Raw genomic sequence first — 14,649 nt, 5'->3', positions numbered from 1 at the left:
CCCATCCATGGGGGCTCGTAGAAAACATCCATGTTTTCTACGGTCCCGCAAACCCACCCCCACCGACCCTCCGACAGTTGGCTGGTGGCCAAGGGAAACGCGGAATGCCGACCGTCGGTCGGGCATCGCGCCGGTAGGGTTGGTTCCCAAACAACCGCCGTGAACAGATCAACGTCCGGTAACGCATGACCCCAATCGAGGCCAGTTGACGGCCAATGGCCGTCCTCCGCGTTTCCCATGGCAACGACACACTGTCAAAAGGTGGGTCGGGGCGGGTTTGTGGGGGTGTGAGCGGCATGGATGCGGCGACCAAGCCTACATGGACGTATTTACGGCGTCCCCCACAAACCCGCCCCGACCCGCCTAAGCCAGAGATCCCATCAGCCAACAGCTGTTCGCCTGGATGCATGAAGCAGCCGGGCAGAGCCCGGCTCTACGCGACGTGTGCAATCAGACGAGCCCGGCCGCAGGCAATCGCAGACGGGTGAAGCCCCCCACGCCCCCCGTCACCTGCCTGAACCGCCGGCAGCAGGCCACGTCCAGCCACTGCCGCAGGAGCGGCGGGTGCTAGAATTTCGCTTTCCTTTACCGTTGTCCCGTGCCATGCACCTCTCCCTGCTCAAGACCAAGATCCACCGCGCCACCGTGACCCATTCGGAGCTGAACTACGAAGGGTCCATCGCCATAGACGACAACCTGCTGCTGGCTACCGGCATCCGCGAGTTCGAACAGGTGCACATCTGGGACGTCACCAACGGTGCGCGCTTCTCGACCTATGCCATCCGTGCCGAGGCAGGCAGCGGCGTGGTGTCGCTCAACGGTGGCGCCGCGCGCCATGTGCAGGTCGGCGACATCATCATCATCGCCGCCTTCGCCAGCATGAGCGAAGAAGAAGCTGACAGCTTCCGCCCGAAGTTGGTATATGTGGACGGCAACAACCAGATCTCCCACACCAACGACAGCATTCCGACCCAGGCCGCATGACACAGAACAACGGACTCGACCCGCTTCATTCCCATGCCCAGCGCCTGCGTGGCGCAAGCATCCCCGCACTGATCGCCGCCGAACCCGGCCGCGCGCAATCGCTGGGGCTGCGGGTCGGTCCGTTGTATGCCAACTTCGCGCGGCAGAAGTACGACCGCGCGGCGCTGGATGCACTGCTGCAGCTGGCCGCCGAGCGCGACGTCGCCGGTGGCTTCCAGCGCCTGTTCCGCGGCGAGACCGTCAACGTCACCGAAGGCCGCGCCGCCCTGCATACCGCCCTGCGTGGCGATGTCAGCGGTGCCCCGGTTGCCGCTGAAGCCTTCGCCACCGCCGCCAGGGTTCGCGCCCAGATGGGCGAGCTGATCGCCGCACTGGAAAAGACCAACGTCACCGACATCGTCAGCGTCGGCATCGGCGGCTCCGACCTCGGTCCGCGCCTGGTCGCCGACGCCCTGCGCCCGGTGAGCGGCGCGCGCTTCCGCGTGCACTTCGTGTCCAACGTCGACGGGGCCGCCATGCAGCGCACCCTGGCCGCCCTCGACCCGGCCACCACCGCCGGCATCCTGATTTCCAAGACCTTCGGCACCCAGGAAACCCTGCTCAACGGCCAGATCCTGCACGACTGGCTGGGCGGCAGCGAGCGGCTGTACGCCGTCAGCGCCAACCCCGAGCGCGCCGCCAAGGCCTTCTCGATCGCCGCCGGCCGCGTGCTGCCGATGTGGGACTGGGTGGGCGGGCGTTACTCGCTGTGGTCCGCGGTCGGCTTCCCGATCGCACTGGCGATCGGCTTCGAGCGTTTCGAACAGCTGCTGGCCGGCGCCGCAGAGATGGACGCGCACGCACTGAATGCCCCGCTGGCGCAGAACCTGCCGGTCCTGCATGCACTGACCGACATCTGGAACCGCAACCTGCTCGGCCATGCCACGCACGCGGTCATGACCTACGACCAGCGCCTCGCGCTGCTGCCGGCCTACCTGCAGCAGCTGGTGATGGAAAGCCTGGGCAAGCGCGTGCAGCTCGACGGCAGCCCGGTGGGCAGCGACACCGTATCGGTGTGGTGGGGTGGGGCAGGCACCGACGTGCAGCACAGCTTCTTCCAGGCGCTGCACCAGGGCACCAGCGTGATCCCGGCTGATTTCATCGGCTGCGTGCACAACGACGACCCGTATGAAATCAACCACCAGGCGCTGATGGCGAACCTGCTGGCGCAGACCGAAGCGCTGGCCAATGGCCAGGGCAGCGACGACCCGCACCGCGAGTACCCGGGCGGTCGCCCGAGCACCCTGATCCTGCTGGATGCACTGACCCCGCAGTCGCTGGGCGCGCTGATCGCGATGTACGAGCACGCGGTGTACGTGCAGTCGCTGGTCTGGAACATCAATGCCTTCGACCAGTTCGGCGTCGAACTCGGCAAGCAGCTGGCCAGCCAGCTGTTGCCGGCGCTGCAGGGCGAAGCGCATGGCATCACCGATCCGGTGACGCTGGAGCTGCTGGGGCGCCTGCGCTGACAAGGAGTATCGACCAACGGTCGATACCTACCAGGGGCGTATCGACCAAGGGCCGATACCTGCCCGTGCGCCGACCGGGATGCACGGTAGGCGACGACCGTTGGTCGTCGCATCGCGATCCCGCCATTACCTCGTCGGATCGCGCTCCGGGCTGGGCCGCTTGGCCAATTTGCGCTGCAACGACCGCCGGTGCATGCCCAGCAGCCGCGCCGCCGCCGACACATTGCCACCGGTCTCGTGCATGGCCTGCTGGATGTGCTCCCACTGCAGCCGGCTGATCGGCGTCATCGCGTCCGGTGGCTCCATCTCGCCATCGTCGGCCGGGCCGTCGTCTTCCTCGCCCAGCGCGCGCAGGATCATCGGTACCGTGGCCGGCTTCGGCAGGTAGTCGTCGGCGCCCAGCTTGATCGCTTCCACCGCCGTGGCGATGCTTGCGTAACCGGTGACCAGCAGGATCCGCATGTCCTCGCGCAACGCCCGCAGCGGTTGGATCAGCGCCAGCCCGGATTCCGAGCCCAGTTTCAGGTCGATCAGCGCGTAGGCTGGCGGCTGCTGCCGGGCCAGCACCAGCGCCGACGCAATGTCACTCGCCGTCACGGTCTCAAGCCCCTTGCGGGCCAGGCTGCGCTGCAGCGTGCGCAGATACAGTTCGTCATCATCGACCAGCAGGCCATGGCTGGCGCCGGGAAGGGTGGGGCTGTTCATTCTGTGATCTCCGGTGCAGCCAGGGGCAGGCGGAAGCCGACGCGGGTGCCGGCGCCCTGCGCCGGACGCATCCACAACTCGCCGTCCAGGCGCTCGATGGTGGCATGGGACAGGGCCAGGCCCACCCCCATGCCCTGGGTCTTGCCGCTGTTGAACAGGGTGCCGGGCAGCACCGCGTCACGCGCGTCGAAGCCACGGCCGTAATCGCGCACTTCACCGATCAGGTCGTTGCCGTCGATGCGCAGGGTTAGGTCCACCTGCGCGCGTCCGGCCTGTTCACCGGCGTCGGCGGCATTATTGAGCAGCACCATCAACAGGTGCCCGATGCCCGGGTCCAGCGGCAGCCGCAGCGGCGCATCCTCATTGCGGTTCAGGAGGATGGTCGGGCGCACCAGGCGCCACTGTTCCAGCACCTGCGGCAGCGTCACCGGGTCGCGCGCGCTGGACTGTCCGGCGGCCGGGCGGGCCAGCGCCAGCACGCGCTCGCGGCACTGCACCAGCAGCTCGCGCAGGGTATCTACGTCCTCGCGCACTTCGCGGTTGTCGGTCTGGTCGGCGATGTCGTCGGCCAGCAGGGTCATCGTCGCCAGGGGGGTGTTCAGTTCATGCGCCACCGAGGCGGCATGGGTGGCCAGGGCGACGATGCCTTCGTTGCGCGCGAATCGCTCGCGCAGCAACGCCACCTCGTGTTCGCGCCGGCGCAGCGCCATCGCCAGCCGCGTGGCGAAGGCCAGCACCACGGCCGCCGAGAGCAGGAAGTTGGCGACCACGCCCCACTGGTGCAGGTCCATCGGACTGAAGTAGCCATGCGGCAGGGGCTGACCGAAGATGCCGCTGACCGCGTAACCGAGCAGGCAGGCCGCCGCCACCGCCAGCGTCCAGCGTACCGGCAGGGCCAGGGCCGCCAGCGCGATCAGGATCAGGAACAGCGAACCGAACGGATTGGCCACGCCACCGCTCCAGCCGACCATCCAGGTCAGCACCGCCACATCGACCAGGATGTGGCAGAACGCGGTCAGCGGCGCGGTGTCGTCGTCCAGCACCCGCAGCTGCGCGTACAGGTTGAACAGGATCAGCACCAGCACGCCCGACCACAGCGGCAGCTGCGGCAGTTCCAGGCCCAGCACCTGGCTGGCCACCAGGATGGTCGCGGCCTGGCCAGCCACGGCCAGCCAGCGCAGGCTGCACAGGGTGCGGAGGAAGGGGGCGTCGGTACCGGTCATCGGCTGCCATCGTATGCGCTTGCGCGGCTGCCTGCCTGCGACAATCGGCCGCATCGGGGGGGCGCGGGTGCGTTAAAATGGGGAATGCACGACGCCGTCAGCCAACCGACCCAACCCTCCGACACCACCGTGTGGGCCCGCCGCCAGACCCAGGCCGTCCGTATCGGCGGCGTGGTCGTGGGCGGGGGCAAGCCCGTGGTGGTGCAGTCGATGACCAACACCGACACCGCCGACGTCGCATCCAGCGTCAAGCAGGTGGCCGAACTGTGGCGGGCCGGCTCGGAAATGGTGCGGCTGACCGTGAACAACCCCGAATCGGCCGCCGCCATTCCACGCATCGTGGAAAAGCTGCAGATGATGGGCATCTACGTCCCGCTGATCGGCGATTTCCACTACAACGGCCACCAGCTGCTGACCCAGGAGCCGGCCTGCGCCGAAGCGCTGGCCAAGTACCGGATCAACCCGGGCAACGTGGGCTTCGGCAAGAAGAAGGACACCCAGTTCGCGCAGCTGATCGAATTCGCGATCCGCTACGACAAGCCGGTGCGCATCGGCGCCAACTGGGGCTCGCTGGACCAGTCGCTGGCCGCGCGCCTGATGGACGAAAACAGCCAGCGCGCCCAGCCCTGGGATGCCGGTCGGGTGCTGCGCGAAGCCCTGATCCGCTCGGCCCTGGATTCGGCCCATACCGCCGTGGAACTGGGCCTGCCGCGCGACCGCATCGTGCTCTCGGCCAAGGTCAGCGGCGTGCAGGAACTGATCGCGGTGTATCGCGACCTGGCCCAGCGCTCGGACTTCGCGCTGCACCTGGGCCTGACCGAAGCCGGCATCGGCAGCAAGGGCATCGTCGCCTCGTCGGCGGCGCTGGCGGTGCTGCTGCAGGAAGGCATCGGCGACACCATCCGCATTTCGCTGACGCCCGAGCCGGGCCAGTCGCGGACCCAGGAAGTGATCGTCGCCCAGGAACTGCTGCAGACCACCGGCCAGCGCGCCTTCACCCCGCTGGTCACCGCGTGCCCGGGCTGCGGCCGGACCACCTCCGAGTTCTTCCAGGAGCTGGCCAAGGTGGTGCAGAACCACGTGCGTGGAAAGATGCCGGAATGGAAGGTGAGCCATCCCGGCGCCGAGAACATGACGCTCGCGGTGATGGGCTGCATCGTCAACGGGCCGGGCGAATCGCGCCACGCCAACATCGGCATCTCGCTGCCCGGCACCGGTGAAACCCCGGCCGCGCCGGTGTTCGTCGATGGCGAAAAAACCGTGACCCTGCGCGGCGACAACATCGCCCAGGAATTCGTGGCCCTGATCGACGAGTACGTCGAACGCAAGTATGTCCGAAGCGTCGGATAAGCCCACGGTGCTGGCCGCGCCCGAACCGGCCGCCGGCTTCCGCCACTGGATGGCCGGCAATGCCTGGCGCTTCGTGCTGCTGTTTGCTGGCGTGCTGCTGCCGCTGGCCGGCTTCGTGGCCCTGGCCGACGAAGTGCACGAACTGGAGGCGTTCTACTTCGACGCACCGCTGCTCTGGAAGATGCACGACGTGGCCCGCCCGAGCCTCGATGCCGCGTTCGTGTTCATTTCCCGCATCGGCTACCAGTGGGGCGTGATCCCGGCCGACATCCTGATCGTGCTGGTCCTGCTGCTGCGCCGGCGCTGGCGCGAAGCCAGCTTCGCCGCCCTCAGTTTTGCCGGCTCGGCCCTGCTCAACATCGGCAGCAAACAGTTCTTCCAGCGCGACCGGCCGACCCTGTGGGAGTCGATCGCCCCGGAAAGTACCTACAGCTTTCCCAGCGGCCACGCCATGGGCTCGATGACCCTGGCCGCCGTCCTGGTCCTGCTGGCCTGGAACACCCGCTGGCGCTGGCCGGCGGTGGCGTTCGGCGTGCTGTTCGCCGGCTCGGTCAGCCTGTCGCGGATCTACCTCGGCGTGCATTACCCCTCCGACATCCTGGCCGGATGGTGTGCCGCGCTGGTTTGGGTGGTAGGGTGCTTCCTGGTGATGTTCCGCCGCCGCCATCCCTGGCGGCGTCCCGGGGAGCGGTCGGAGCGGGTTGGAAACGGCAGCGGGTTCAGCGGACTTCAATAGGTCCCGTAAACCGAAACGGCCGGTGCGAAAGGCATGAGGCAGGGGTAGCCCATCACGTTTGTGATGCGGGCATCAGAACGCGCTGATGGGGATCGATCTTCCTTGTTATCGCAGGACCCCGGGGCTAGGCTTTGCCCCGGTTTGCAGCGTTTGAACAGGGTGGGTGGGATGACGATTCGAGTGTATCTGGTGGACGACCACGCGCTGGTGCGGACCGGTATGAAGATGATCCTGTCCAACGAGACGGACATCGAGGTGGTGGGCGAGGCCGAATCCGGGGAAGACGCATTGCCCGCGATCCGCCTGCTGCGGCCCGACGTGGTGCTGTGCGACCTGCACCTGCCCGGCGTGAGCGGAATGGAAGTGACCGAGCGCGTGGTGCGTGGCGACCACGGGACCCGCGTGGTGATCGTTTCGGTGCTGGAAGATGGCCCCATGCCCAAGCGCCTGCTCGAAGCCGGCGCGTCCGGCTACATCGGCAAGGCCTGCGACGCCCAGGAGCTGCTGCGTGCGGTACGCGACGCCGCGCTCGGCCTGCGTTACCTGGGCAGCAGCATCGCCCAGAACATGGCCCTGTCCAATGTCGAAGGCACCCAGTCGCCGTTCGACAGCCTGTCTCCCCGCGAGCTCGAAGTCGCCCTCCTGCTCACCCAGGGCCTGCGCCAGGAAGACATCGCCAAGCGCCTGAGCCTGAGCGCGAAGACCGTCAACACGCACAAGGCGCGCCTGTTCGAGAAGATGGGCATCCATGACAACATCGCATTGGCACGTATGGCGAGCCAGTACGGCCTGGTGGATCCCGCCCGGCCGATGTGAGCGCCGCCTCGCAGCGGTAAAAAAATGCCCGGCATCGCCGGGCATTTTTCGTTCAGTGCGAGCGCACCCGTGCCACGATCTTCGCCGCACCGGCCGCGCTTTCGCGCACCTTGTCCCACTCGCCGTTTTCGATCCAGTTGCCCGGCACCATCCACGAACCGCCGATGCAGACCACGTTCTTCTGCTCCAGGTACTCGGCCGCCGTCGTTTCCGTGATCCCGCCGGTCGGGCACAGCTTCAGGTCCGGGATCGGACCGGCCAGGCCCTTGATCATCGCCAGCCCGCCCACTGCCGACGCCGGGAACAGCTTGCAGACCCGGAAGCCCCTCGCATACAGCGCCAGCAGCTCGGTCGGTGACGCCGCACCCGGCACCACCGGCAACGGCGCAGCCGCCAGTGCATCGGCCATGAAGGCCGGCGTGCCCGGCGTCACCAGGAAGTCCGCGCCCGCATCGATCGCCTGCTGCATCTGCTCGACCGTCAGCACCGTGCCTGCACCCACCACCACGTCCGGCAGCTCGCGCTTGAGCATCGCCAGTGCTTCCATCGCCACCGGCGTGCGCAGGGTCAGCTCGATCGCCGGCAGCCCGCCTTCCAGCAGCGCCGCGCTGACCGCGCGCGCCTGGTCCAGGGTGTGCACGGTAACGACCGGCAGGATGCCGGCGGCATGGAGGAGGGATTCAGCGCGTTTTTGATGTTCGGCGATGGTCATAAAAAGAACCCTTTCGGTTGTTCGAAGCATTGGATGGCAGGATTCAACGCCTGCCGATTGCCGGTGTGTTGTCGTAGACCGCGTGGGCCGACCAACGGTCGGCGCTACCGAGGGAGCGGTGCGCCGTTTGATTCCTGGGATAAGAAGGCGCCGCAATGTGTCGTGAGGCAGCGGCGGGGGGGGCCGTAGGGACCGTAGAAAACATGGATGTTTTCTACGAGCCCCCATGGATGGGTTCACGGCGTGTCCCGTAGGGGACCCCCGCCGCTGCCTCACCCACGCAGACCCAACCGCCGCTCTTCGCAGTAGAACCGTCAGGCGTCCTTCGACTCGTGCGGCGCAAGCGCAGCAGCAGCGTCATTCCCGAGCTCGTATTCGGCGTCGTAGTTCCAGATGTCGCCGTCGTCGGTGGCCGGGCCGCACGAGATCGAGATCGCGCCCTGGTCGGCCGGACCGACCAGGCGGCGGTTCATCGCGAACAGGTTGCGGCCCAGGTCGTGCGCCGCCGGTGCCGTGTTCGGCGCCAGCTCGCGCGCTGCCCACTCGGCCGCATCCACCAGCACCTCGAGCGTGCCCGCCTCGCCGTCCAGGCGGATGATGTCGCCCTCGCGCACCCGCGCCAGCGGCCCACCGCGCGACGCCTCCGGCGTCATGTGGATCGCCGCCGGGAACTTGCCCGACGCGCCCGACAGCCGACCGTCGGTCACCAGCGCCACCCGCCGGCCCTGGTTCTGCAACAGCCCCAGCAGCGGCGCCAGCGAATGCAGCTCCGGCATCCCGTTCGCACGCGGTCCCTGGTAACGCACCACCGCCACGAAATCCTGCGGCAGCAGGCCCGCCGCATGCAGCTTGTTCAGCACCTGCGGCGCATCGACAACCACCGCCGGCGCCTCGATCGTCCGGTACTGCGGCTTCACCGCCGACAGCTTGATCAACGAACGACCCAGGTTGCCGCGCAGCAGCCGCAACCCGCCCTGCGACTCGAACGGCTCCGCCACCCCGCGCACCACCTCGCGGTCCGCGCTTTCCGTGATGCCCTCGACCCAGCTCAGCCCGCCCTCGCGCAGCGTCGGGTCCTGCGTGTACTGGCGCATGCCGCCCTCGGCCACCGTCACCAGGTCCGCGTGCATCAGCCCCGCATCCATCAGCTCGCGGAACACGAATGCCGTGCCACCCGCCGCCGCGAAACGGTTCACGTCCGCCTCGCCGTTCGGGTACACCCGCGCCAGCAGCGGCACCAGCTGCGACAGCTGGTCCATGTCGTCCCAGGTCAGCACGATGCCCGCCGCCCGCGCCACCGCGATCCAGTGGATCGTATGGTTGGTCGAACCGCCCGTGGCCATCAACGTGACCACCGCATTGACGATCGCACGCTCGTCGATCAACCGTCCCAGCGGACGGAAATCGTCGCCCAGTGCACAGATCTCCAGCGCGCGCGCCGCCGCATGCCGGGTCAGCGCATCGCGCAGCGGTGTATCCGGATTCACGAACGACGCACCCGGCAGCTGCACCCCCATCGCCTCCAGCAGCGTCTGGTTGGAATTCGCCGTCCCGTAGAACGTGCACGTGCCCGCCCCGTGGTACGACGCCGATTCCGCCTCCAGCAGCTCCTCGCGCGTCGCCTGGCCGGCCGCGTAACGCTCACGCACCTCGGCCTTCTGCTTGTTCGGAATGCCCGGCGTCATCGGACCGGCCGGCAGGAAGATCGCCGGCAGGTGGCCAAAGGCCAGCGCACCGATCAACAGCCCCGGCACGATCTTGTCGCACACGCCCAGGTAGACCGTGCTGTCGAACATGTCATGGCTCAGCCCGATCGCCGTCGACTGCGCGATCACATCGCGCGAGAACAGCGACATCTCCATCCCGCCACGCCCCTGCGTGACCCCGTCGCACATCGCCGGCACGCCGCCGGCTACCTGCGCCGTCGCACCCAGCGATCGTGCCGTTTCGCGCAGGATCTCCGGGTAGTGCTCGAACGGCTGGTGCGCCGACAGCATGTCGTTGTAAGCCGTGATGATGCCCAGGTTCGGCGTCACCCCGCCGCGCAGGCGGCTCTTGTCGGTCGGACCGCACGCAGCGAACCCGTGCGCCAGGTTGCCGCAGCTCAGCCGCGAACGGAACGGACCATCGCGCAGCGCGGCATCGATACCGGCCAGGTACGCCGCGCGCGAAGCAGCGCTGCGTCGGACGATGCGTTCGGTGATGGCATGGAGTGTGGGGTGCAGGCTCATTGGCTACCGGCTATGAGAAGGCGAAGGAAAAGGTCGGGCATGGACTCAGTCGCACCAGTGGATGCGCAGTTTGGGGCCGGCCAGGTCGATCGCGTTGAGGATGGGATACAGCTGTGCGTTGTTGCTTTCCAGTGCCTGCTTGAGCACTTCCAGCTTCTGCTTGCCACGCAGCAGCAACAGCCGCCGTTGGCAGCGTCGCAGGCCGTGCGGGGTCAGGGTGATGCGCAGCGGCCACTGGTTGGCGCCCGGGCAGCCGGTGGCGTCCAGCGCGGCGTAGGGCAGGGTGCTTTCCAGCGCCCGTGCCAGGTCGCGCGAGCCCGGGAACAGCGACGCGGTGTGGCCGTCGTTGCCCATGCCCAGCACTGCGAGACTGGGCGCGCGGGCCTGCCTGGCCTGCAGGTTGGCGTCGTGCACGCACTCGGGCAGCGGCTTGCCGACCCACAAAATCGGTTCGAAATGCGCGCCTTCGGCACGCTTGAGCAGGTGCTGGCGCACCAGCCACGCGTTGCTGTCGCTGTCCTTCGGCGACAACCAGCGTTCGTCGACCAGGCTGACCTCGACCCGGTCCCACTGCACGTCCAGCTCCGCCAGCGCCCGGTACACCTCCGCAGGCGTATTGCCCCCGGACAGCAGCAGGCGTGCGCGGCCGTCGGTCGCAATATCGTCGTTGAGGTTCCGCGCCATCTCGGCGGCGACAGCCTCGATCCATGCATCGGCATCGCCATGCCGGATCAGGGTGAAGCGGTCGGCGTTTTCCAGAGCATTCATGCGGTGCCTCCTGGCAGGTCGCGTTCGAGATCGGCGGCATAGGCCGCCGCGCCCAGCAGCCCGGCGTGCGGGTGCATCACGGCCAGCGACGGGACCCGCGCCATGATCGAAGAGAAGCGCCCCTTGTGCTCGAAGCGCTGGCGGAAGCCGGAGTGCTGCAGCGAATCGAGCATCTTCGGCACCAGTCCGCCGGTCAGGAACACGCCGTCCCACGCGCCCTGGACCAGCACCAGGTCGCCGGCGATCGCACCGAACACCGCGCAGAACACGTCCACCGTGCGCATCGCCTGCGGGTCGCCGTGCAGCGCCCGCGCGGTCACGTCCACCGGCTGCAGCTGGCCCGGATCGACACCGGCCATCTCGCACACCGCGCGATGGATGTTGACCAGGCCCGGGCCGCAGATCAGGCGTTCATTGGAGACCCGGCCGAACTGCTCGGACAGGATTTCCAGGATGCGGATTTCCTCCGGCGTGCCCGGCGGGAAGCTGACATGGCCGCCTTCGGTTTCCAGCGGGTAGCAGCGGCCGTGGCGCAGGATCAGCCCGCCCACGCCGAGTCCGGTACCCGGCCCGATCACCGCATAGTTGCGCGGCTGCCCGGGTTGGCCCGGCACCCATGCCGCGCCACCGACCTGGACCACGTCCTGCGGCTGCAGCAGCGAGATCGCCATCGCCTGCGCAGCGAAGTCATTGATCAGGTGCAGCTCATCGAAGCCGAGCATGTGCGCGGTGCGCATCCGCGAGATCACCCACGGATGGTTGGTGATGCGCGCCTCATCGCCATCGACGCGGCCGGCCACGGCGAACACGCCGCGGCGCGCTTCGGCACCGATCTGTTCCAGGTAATGCCGCGCCGCATCGCCCAGCGACGGGAAATCGGCGACCACGAATTCACGGATGCTGTCCTTCAACAGCGGCGCGGCCAGGCTGGTGTCGGCAAGCGCGAAGCGGGCGTTGGTACCGCCGATGTCGGCGACCAGCGCCGGTTGGGTCGACACCGTCATGCCGGATCCTTGCGGCTGGCCTGCGCATCCACGTCGGCGGGCAGGAAGCCGAACGCCTGTTCCGGGCCCCATTCGCCGGCGGGGTAGGGCTGCAGCGGCAGCTGCGCGTCCTTCCACGCCTCGCTGACGCTGTCGATCCAGGCCCAGGCAGCGCGCACTTCATCGTCGCGCACGAACAGCGCGTGGTTGCCGTTGAAGGCATCCAGGAACAGGCGCTCGTAGGCGATGCGGCGGTGCAGGCCGGTCGGCACGGAAAGTTCCAGTTCCAGCGGATGCAGTTCCAGCGCGCCCCATTCCGGACCGGCCAGGCTGCTCATCAGGCCCAGCTCGATGTTTTCCTGTGGTTGCAGCTGGAAGGTGATGCGGTTCGGAGTGGCATTGCTGCGGTCGGGGCGCTCGAACAGCCAGTGCGTGACCGGCTTGAGCGTGACCACCACGCGGCTGGTGCGCTCGGCCAGGCGCTTGCCGGTGACCAGGTGGAACGGCACTCCGGACCAGCGCCAGTTGTCGATGTGCGCGGTGACCCCGACGAAGGTTTCCACGTCGCTGCCTTCCGGCGGCTGGTAGGCCTGGGCCGGCTGGCCGTTGATGGTGCCGGCGGTATAGCGGCCGCGCACGCTGTCGCGTGCGGCGTGCCTGGCGTCCAGCGGACGCAGCGCGCGCAGCACCTTGACCTTTTCATCGCGCACCCGGTCGGCTTCCAGCGACGCGGGCGGTTCCATCGCCACCAGGCACAGCAGCTGCAGGATGTGGCTCTGGACCATGTCGCGCAGCGCGCCGGAACGTGCGTAGTACGCATCGCGCCCGTCCACGCCTTCGCTCTCGGCGACCAGGATGTGCACCGACTCGATGTAGTTGCGGTTCCACACCGCCTCCAGCAGCGTGTTGCCGAAGCGCAGCGCGATCAGGTTCTGCACCGCCGCCTTGCCCAGGTAATGATCCAGGCGGAACACGCGGTCTTCGTCGATCCACTGGCCGATGGTGGCCAGGATGTGGTCTGCGCTCTCGCTGTCGCTGCCGATCGGCTTCTCCAGCATCAGCCGGTGCGGCGCTGCCAGCGCCCCGCCCAGGGCCAGCCCTTCGCAGGTGGAGATGTACAGGCCCGGCGGAATGGCCAGGTAGCTCACGCAGTTGCCGTGCACCAGGTCGCGTACCGAGTCGGCCACCGACTGCGCGTCGCGCAGGTCCACCGACCGGTAGTCGATGCGCTCCAGCAGCGACTGGATGTCCTCCAGGCTGGCACTCGGCATTGCCTGCTGAAGGCGCGGGCGCAGGATGTCGCGGAACGCGGCGGTGTCATGCGCGGAAAGCGCCAGCGCACGGATCTTGAAGTTTTCCGGCAGCAGGCCGTCGCCCAGCAGGCGCAATAACGAGGGGAACAGGTAGCGCTGGGCGAGGTCGCCGGTGGCGCCGAACAGGAAGAGGGTGTCGTGCATCGCTCGAGTTTCAGATCCGGGTGACATCGTTGTCAATCGCTTCTCGTCTATGTTCTCGGGGGTCCAGCGGGTCGCGTTGTCCGGTTGCTGCTTCGCAACATGAACAGGCGCGTACCCACTCATCATGGGGCATGTCAGCGACGAATCGGGAGAATGTGGCGCCCGCGATACGACGTGGTCATGACCGACCATTGGATACTGCCACGTGAAAACGTTTACATGGCAGAATGAGCAGACTGTATTCGATTGCAGTGGTCGCCGTCATGCGGCACCACGCCATCGAGCTGCCATCGGGAGGGCCGAAGGCAGTTCCGCACAACAGCCCGGCAGCGGGCGGACTGGAATGGGTGACATGGCAAAAGTGCAGTTGCAGGGCGTACGCAAGGTCTACGACAACGGCCAGGTGGCCGTCCAGGGCGCGACCTTCGAAGTGGCCGATGGGGAGTTGATGGTGCTGGTGGGGCCGTCGGGGTGTGGCAAGTCGACGCTGCTGCGCATGGTGGCCGGGCTGGAGGAAATCAGTGGCGGCACGCTGAGCATCGGCGACCGCGTGGTCAATGACGTGGCGCCCAAGGACCGCGACATCGCCATGGTGTTCCAGAGCTACGCGCTCTACCCGCACATGACCGTGGCCGAAAACCTGGCCTTCGGGCTGAAGCTGCGCGGGCACGACAAGGCGACCATCGCCAAGCGTGTCAGCGAAGCGGCGCAGACCCTGGGGCTGACCGACATGCTGGACAAGCTGCCCAAGGCGATGTCCGGTGGCCAGCGCCAGCGCGTGGCACTGGGCCGGGCGCTGGTGCGCGAACCGGCGGTGTTCCTGCTCGACGAGCCGCTGTCCAACCTTGATGCCAAGCTCCGCCACAGTGTGCGCACCGAAATCGCGCAGCTGCACCGCAAGCTCGGCACCACGATGATCTATGTGACCCACGACCAGGTCGAGGCGATGACCCTGGGCCAGCGCATCGTGGTGCTCAAGGACGGGGTGATCCAGCAGATCGACACGCCGATGGCGCTCTACGACCGCCCGGCCAACCTGTTCGTGGCCGGGTTCCTCGGCAGTCCGGCGATGAACGTGCTGCGCGGCACCCTGCAGCAGGGCGCGGCGGGCGTGGCCGTGCAGGACGGCGCGCTGCATGCGCCGCTGGGCGCGGCGACGGTCGACCCGGCCTGGAT

General features: G+C 67.8%; 13 protein-coding genes. 6 read left to right on the top strand and 7 right to left on the bottom strand.

What is annotated here, in order from left to right; all coding sequences use genetic code 11:
* The first annotated feature begins 603 nt into the window (after positions 1 to 603).
* Together panD and pgi are read left to right on the top strand one after the other, a co-directional pair.
* Positions 604 to 984, top strand: a complete 381-nt coding sequence (panD, locus tag RWO33_RS14855; protein WP_068850963.1) for an aspartate 1-decarboxylase — start codon at positions 604 to 606, stop codon at positions 982 to 984.
* Positions 981 to 2,492 carry a glucose-6-phosphate isomerase gene (gene pgi / locus RWO33_RS14850; RefSeq protein ID WP_314105828.1) on the top strand — a complete coding sequence of 504 codons (1,512 nt, stop codon included), beginning with the start codon at positions 981 to 983 and terminating at the stop codon, positions 2,490 to 2,492. The genes panD and pgi overlap by 4 nt, the downstream gene beginning before the upstream one ends.
* A 126-nt stretch (positions 2,493 to 2,618) precedes the next feature.
* Here pgi and RWO33_RS14845 read toward each other — a convergent pair whose 3' ends face one another.
* Positions 2,619 to 3,197, bottom strand: a complete 579-nt coding sequence (locus RWO33_RS14845; RefSeq protein WP_145477976.1) for a response regulator transcription factor — start codon at positions 3,195 to 3,197, stop codon at positions 2,619 to 2,621.
* A complete protein-coding gene (locus RWO33_RS14840) occupies positions 3,194 to 4,420 on the bottom strand; it encodes an ATP-binding protein (protein ID WP_314105827.1) in 1,227 nt (408 codons plus the stop codon). The genes RWO33_RS14845 and RWO33_RS14840 overlap by 4 nt, the downstream gene beginning before the upstream one ends.
* Before the next feature lie 84 nt (positions 4,421 to 4,504).
* On the opposite strand from RWO33_RS14840, the gene ispG reads away from it, so the two are divergent.
* From ispG to RWO33_RS14825, 3 genes are all read left to right on the top strand, one after another.
* The gene (gene ispG, locus RWO33_RS14835; protein WP_314105826.1) at positions 4,505 to 5,770 is read left to right on the top strand and encodes a flavodoxin-dependent (E)-4-hydroxy-3-methylbut-2-enyl-diphosphate synthase; all 1,266 of its coding nucleotides are present in this window, start codon (positions 4,505 to 4,507) and stop codon (positions 5,768 to 5,770) included.
* Entirely contained in the window at positions 5,751 to 6,506 is a 756-nt protein-coding gene (locus RWO33_RS14830) for a phosphatase PAP2 family protein (protein ID WP_314105825.1), read from the top strand. The genes ispG and RWO33_RS14830 overlap by 20 nt, the downstream gene beginning before the upstream one ends.
* 168 nt (positions 6,507 to 6,674) lie before the next feature.
* A complete protein-coding gene (locus RWO33_RS14825; protein WP_314105824.1) occupies positions 6,675 to 7,322 on the top strand; it encodes a response regulator in 648 nt (215 codons plus the stop codon).
* A 52-nt stretch (positions 7,323 to 7,374) separates the two neighbouring features.
* On the opposite strand, the gene RWO33_RS14820 is transcribed toward RWO33_RS14825, so the two are convergent.
* From RWO33_RS14820 to zwf, 5 genes are all read right to left on the bottom strand, one after another.
* The gene (locus tag RWO33_RS14820; RefSeq protein WP_145477971.1) at positions 7,375 to 8,034 is read right to left on the bottom strand and encodes a bifunctional 4-hydroxy-2-oxoglutarate aldolase/2-dehydro-3-deoxy-phosphogluconate aldolase; all 660 of its coding nucleotides are present in this window, start codon (positions 8,032 to 8,034) and stop codon (positions 7,375 to 7,377) included.
* A gap of 314 nt (positions 8,035 to 8,348) precedes the next feature.
* On the bottom strand, positions 8,349 to 10,265 hold the full coding sequence (gene edd / locus RWO33_RS14815; RefSeq protein WP_314105823.1) for a phosphogluconate dehydratase: 1,917 nt from the start codon (positions 10,263 to 10,265) through the stop codon (positions 8,349 to 8,351).
* A 45-nt stretch (positions 10,266 to 10,310) separates the two neighbouring features.
* Positions 10,311 to 11,033: a 6-phosphogluconolactonase gene (gene pgl, locus RWO33_RS14810; RefSeq protein ID WP_314105822.1), complete on the bottom strand. Its 723-nt coding sequence runs from the start codon at positions 11,031 to 11,033 to the stop codon at positions 10,311 to 10,313.
* Positions 11,030 to 12,037, bottom strand: a complete 1,008-nt coding sequence (gene glk / locus RWO33_RS14805) for a glucokinase (protein WP_314105821.1) — start codon at positions 12,035 to 12,037, stop codon at positions 11,030 to 11,032. Before glk ends, pgl begins: the two co-directional genes overlap by 4 nt.
* Complete coding sequence (zwf, locus tag RWO33_RS14800; RefSeq protein WP_314105820.1) at positions 12,034 to 13,473, bottom strand: glucose-6-phosphate dehydrogenase; 1,440 nt, start codon at positions 13,471 to 13,473, stop codon at positions 12,034 to 12,036. Before zwf ends, glk begins: the two co-directional genes overlap by 4 nt.
* Before the next feature lie 352 nt (positions 13,474 to 13,825).
* Here zwf and RWO33_RS14795 point away from each other — a divergent pair.
* Positions 13,826 to 14,649, top strand: an 824-nt coding sequence (locus RWO33_RS14795; protein WP_314105819.1) for an ATP-binding cassette domain-containing protein, incomplete at its 3' end; no start/stop codon positions are given.

Source organism: uncultured Stenotrophomonas sp., from assembly GCF_963519925.1.
GTDB classification, from domain to species: domain Bacteria; phylum Pseudomonadota; class Gammaproteobacteria; order Xanthomonadales; family Xanthomonadaceae; genus Stenotrophomonas; species Stenotrophomonas maltophilia_AE.
This window is presented reverse-complemented; position numbering and strand designations above follow the sequence as displayed.

Excerpts from the sequence above, each read along its gene's own strand:
- panD (WP_068850963.1), top strand. The coding sequence starts at position 604 with ATGCACCTCTCCCTGCTCAAGACCAAGATCCACCGCGCCACCGTGACC.
- pgi (WP_314105828.1), top strand. The coding sequence starts at position 981 with ATGACACAGAACAACGGACTCGACCCGCTTCATTCCCATGCCCAGCGC.
- RWO33_RS14845 (WP_145477976.1), bottom strand. The coding sequence starts at position 3,197 with ATGAACAGCCCCACCCTTCCCGGCGCCAGCCATGGCCTGCTGGTCGAT.
- RWO33_RS14840 (WP_314105827.1), bottom strand. The coding sequence starts at position 4,420 with ATGACCGGTACCGACGCCCCCTTCCTCCGCACCCTGTGCAGCCTGCGC.
- ispG (WP_314105826.1), top strand. The coding sequence starts at position 4,505 with ATGCACGACGCCGTCAGCCAACCGACCCAACCCTCCGACACCACCGTG.
- RWO33_RS14830 (WP_314105825.1), top strand. The coding sequence starts at position 5,751 with ATGTCCGAAGCGTCGGATAAGCCCACGGTGCTGGCCGCGCCCGAACCG.
- RWO33_RS14825 (WP_314105824.1), top strand. The coding sequence starts at position 6,675 with ATGACGATTCGAGTGTATCTGGTGGACGACCACGCGCTGGTGCGGACC.
- RWO33_RS14820 (WP_145477971.1), bottom strand. The coding sequence starts at position 8,034 with ATGACCATCGCCGAACATCAAAAACGCGCTGAATCCCTCCTCCATGCC.
- edd (WP_314105823.1), bottom strand. The coding sequence starts at position 10,265 with ATGAGCCTGCACCCCACACTCCATGCCATCACCGAACGCATCGTCCGA.
- pgl (WP_314105822.1), bottom strand. The coding sequence starts at position 11,033 with ATGAATGCTCTGGAAAACGCCGACCGCTTCACCCTGATCCGGCATGGC.
- glk (WP_314105821.1), bottom strand. The coding sequence starts at position 12,037 with ATGACGGTGTCGACCCAACCGGCGCTGGTCGCCGACATCGGCGGTACC.
- zwf (WP_314105820.1), bottom strand. The coding sequence starts at position 13,473 with ATGCACGACACCCTCTTCCTGTTCGGCGCCACCGGCGACCTCGCCCAG.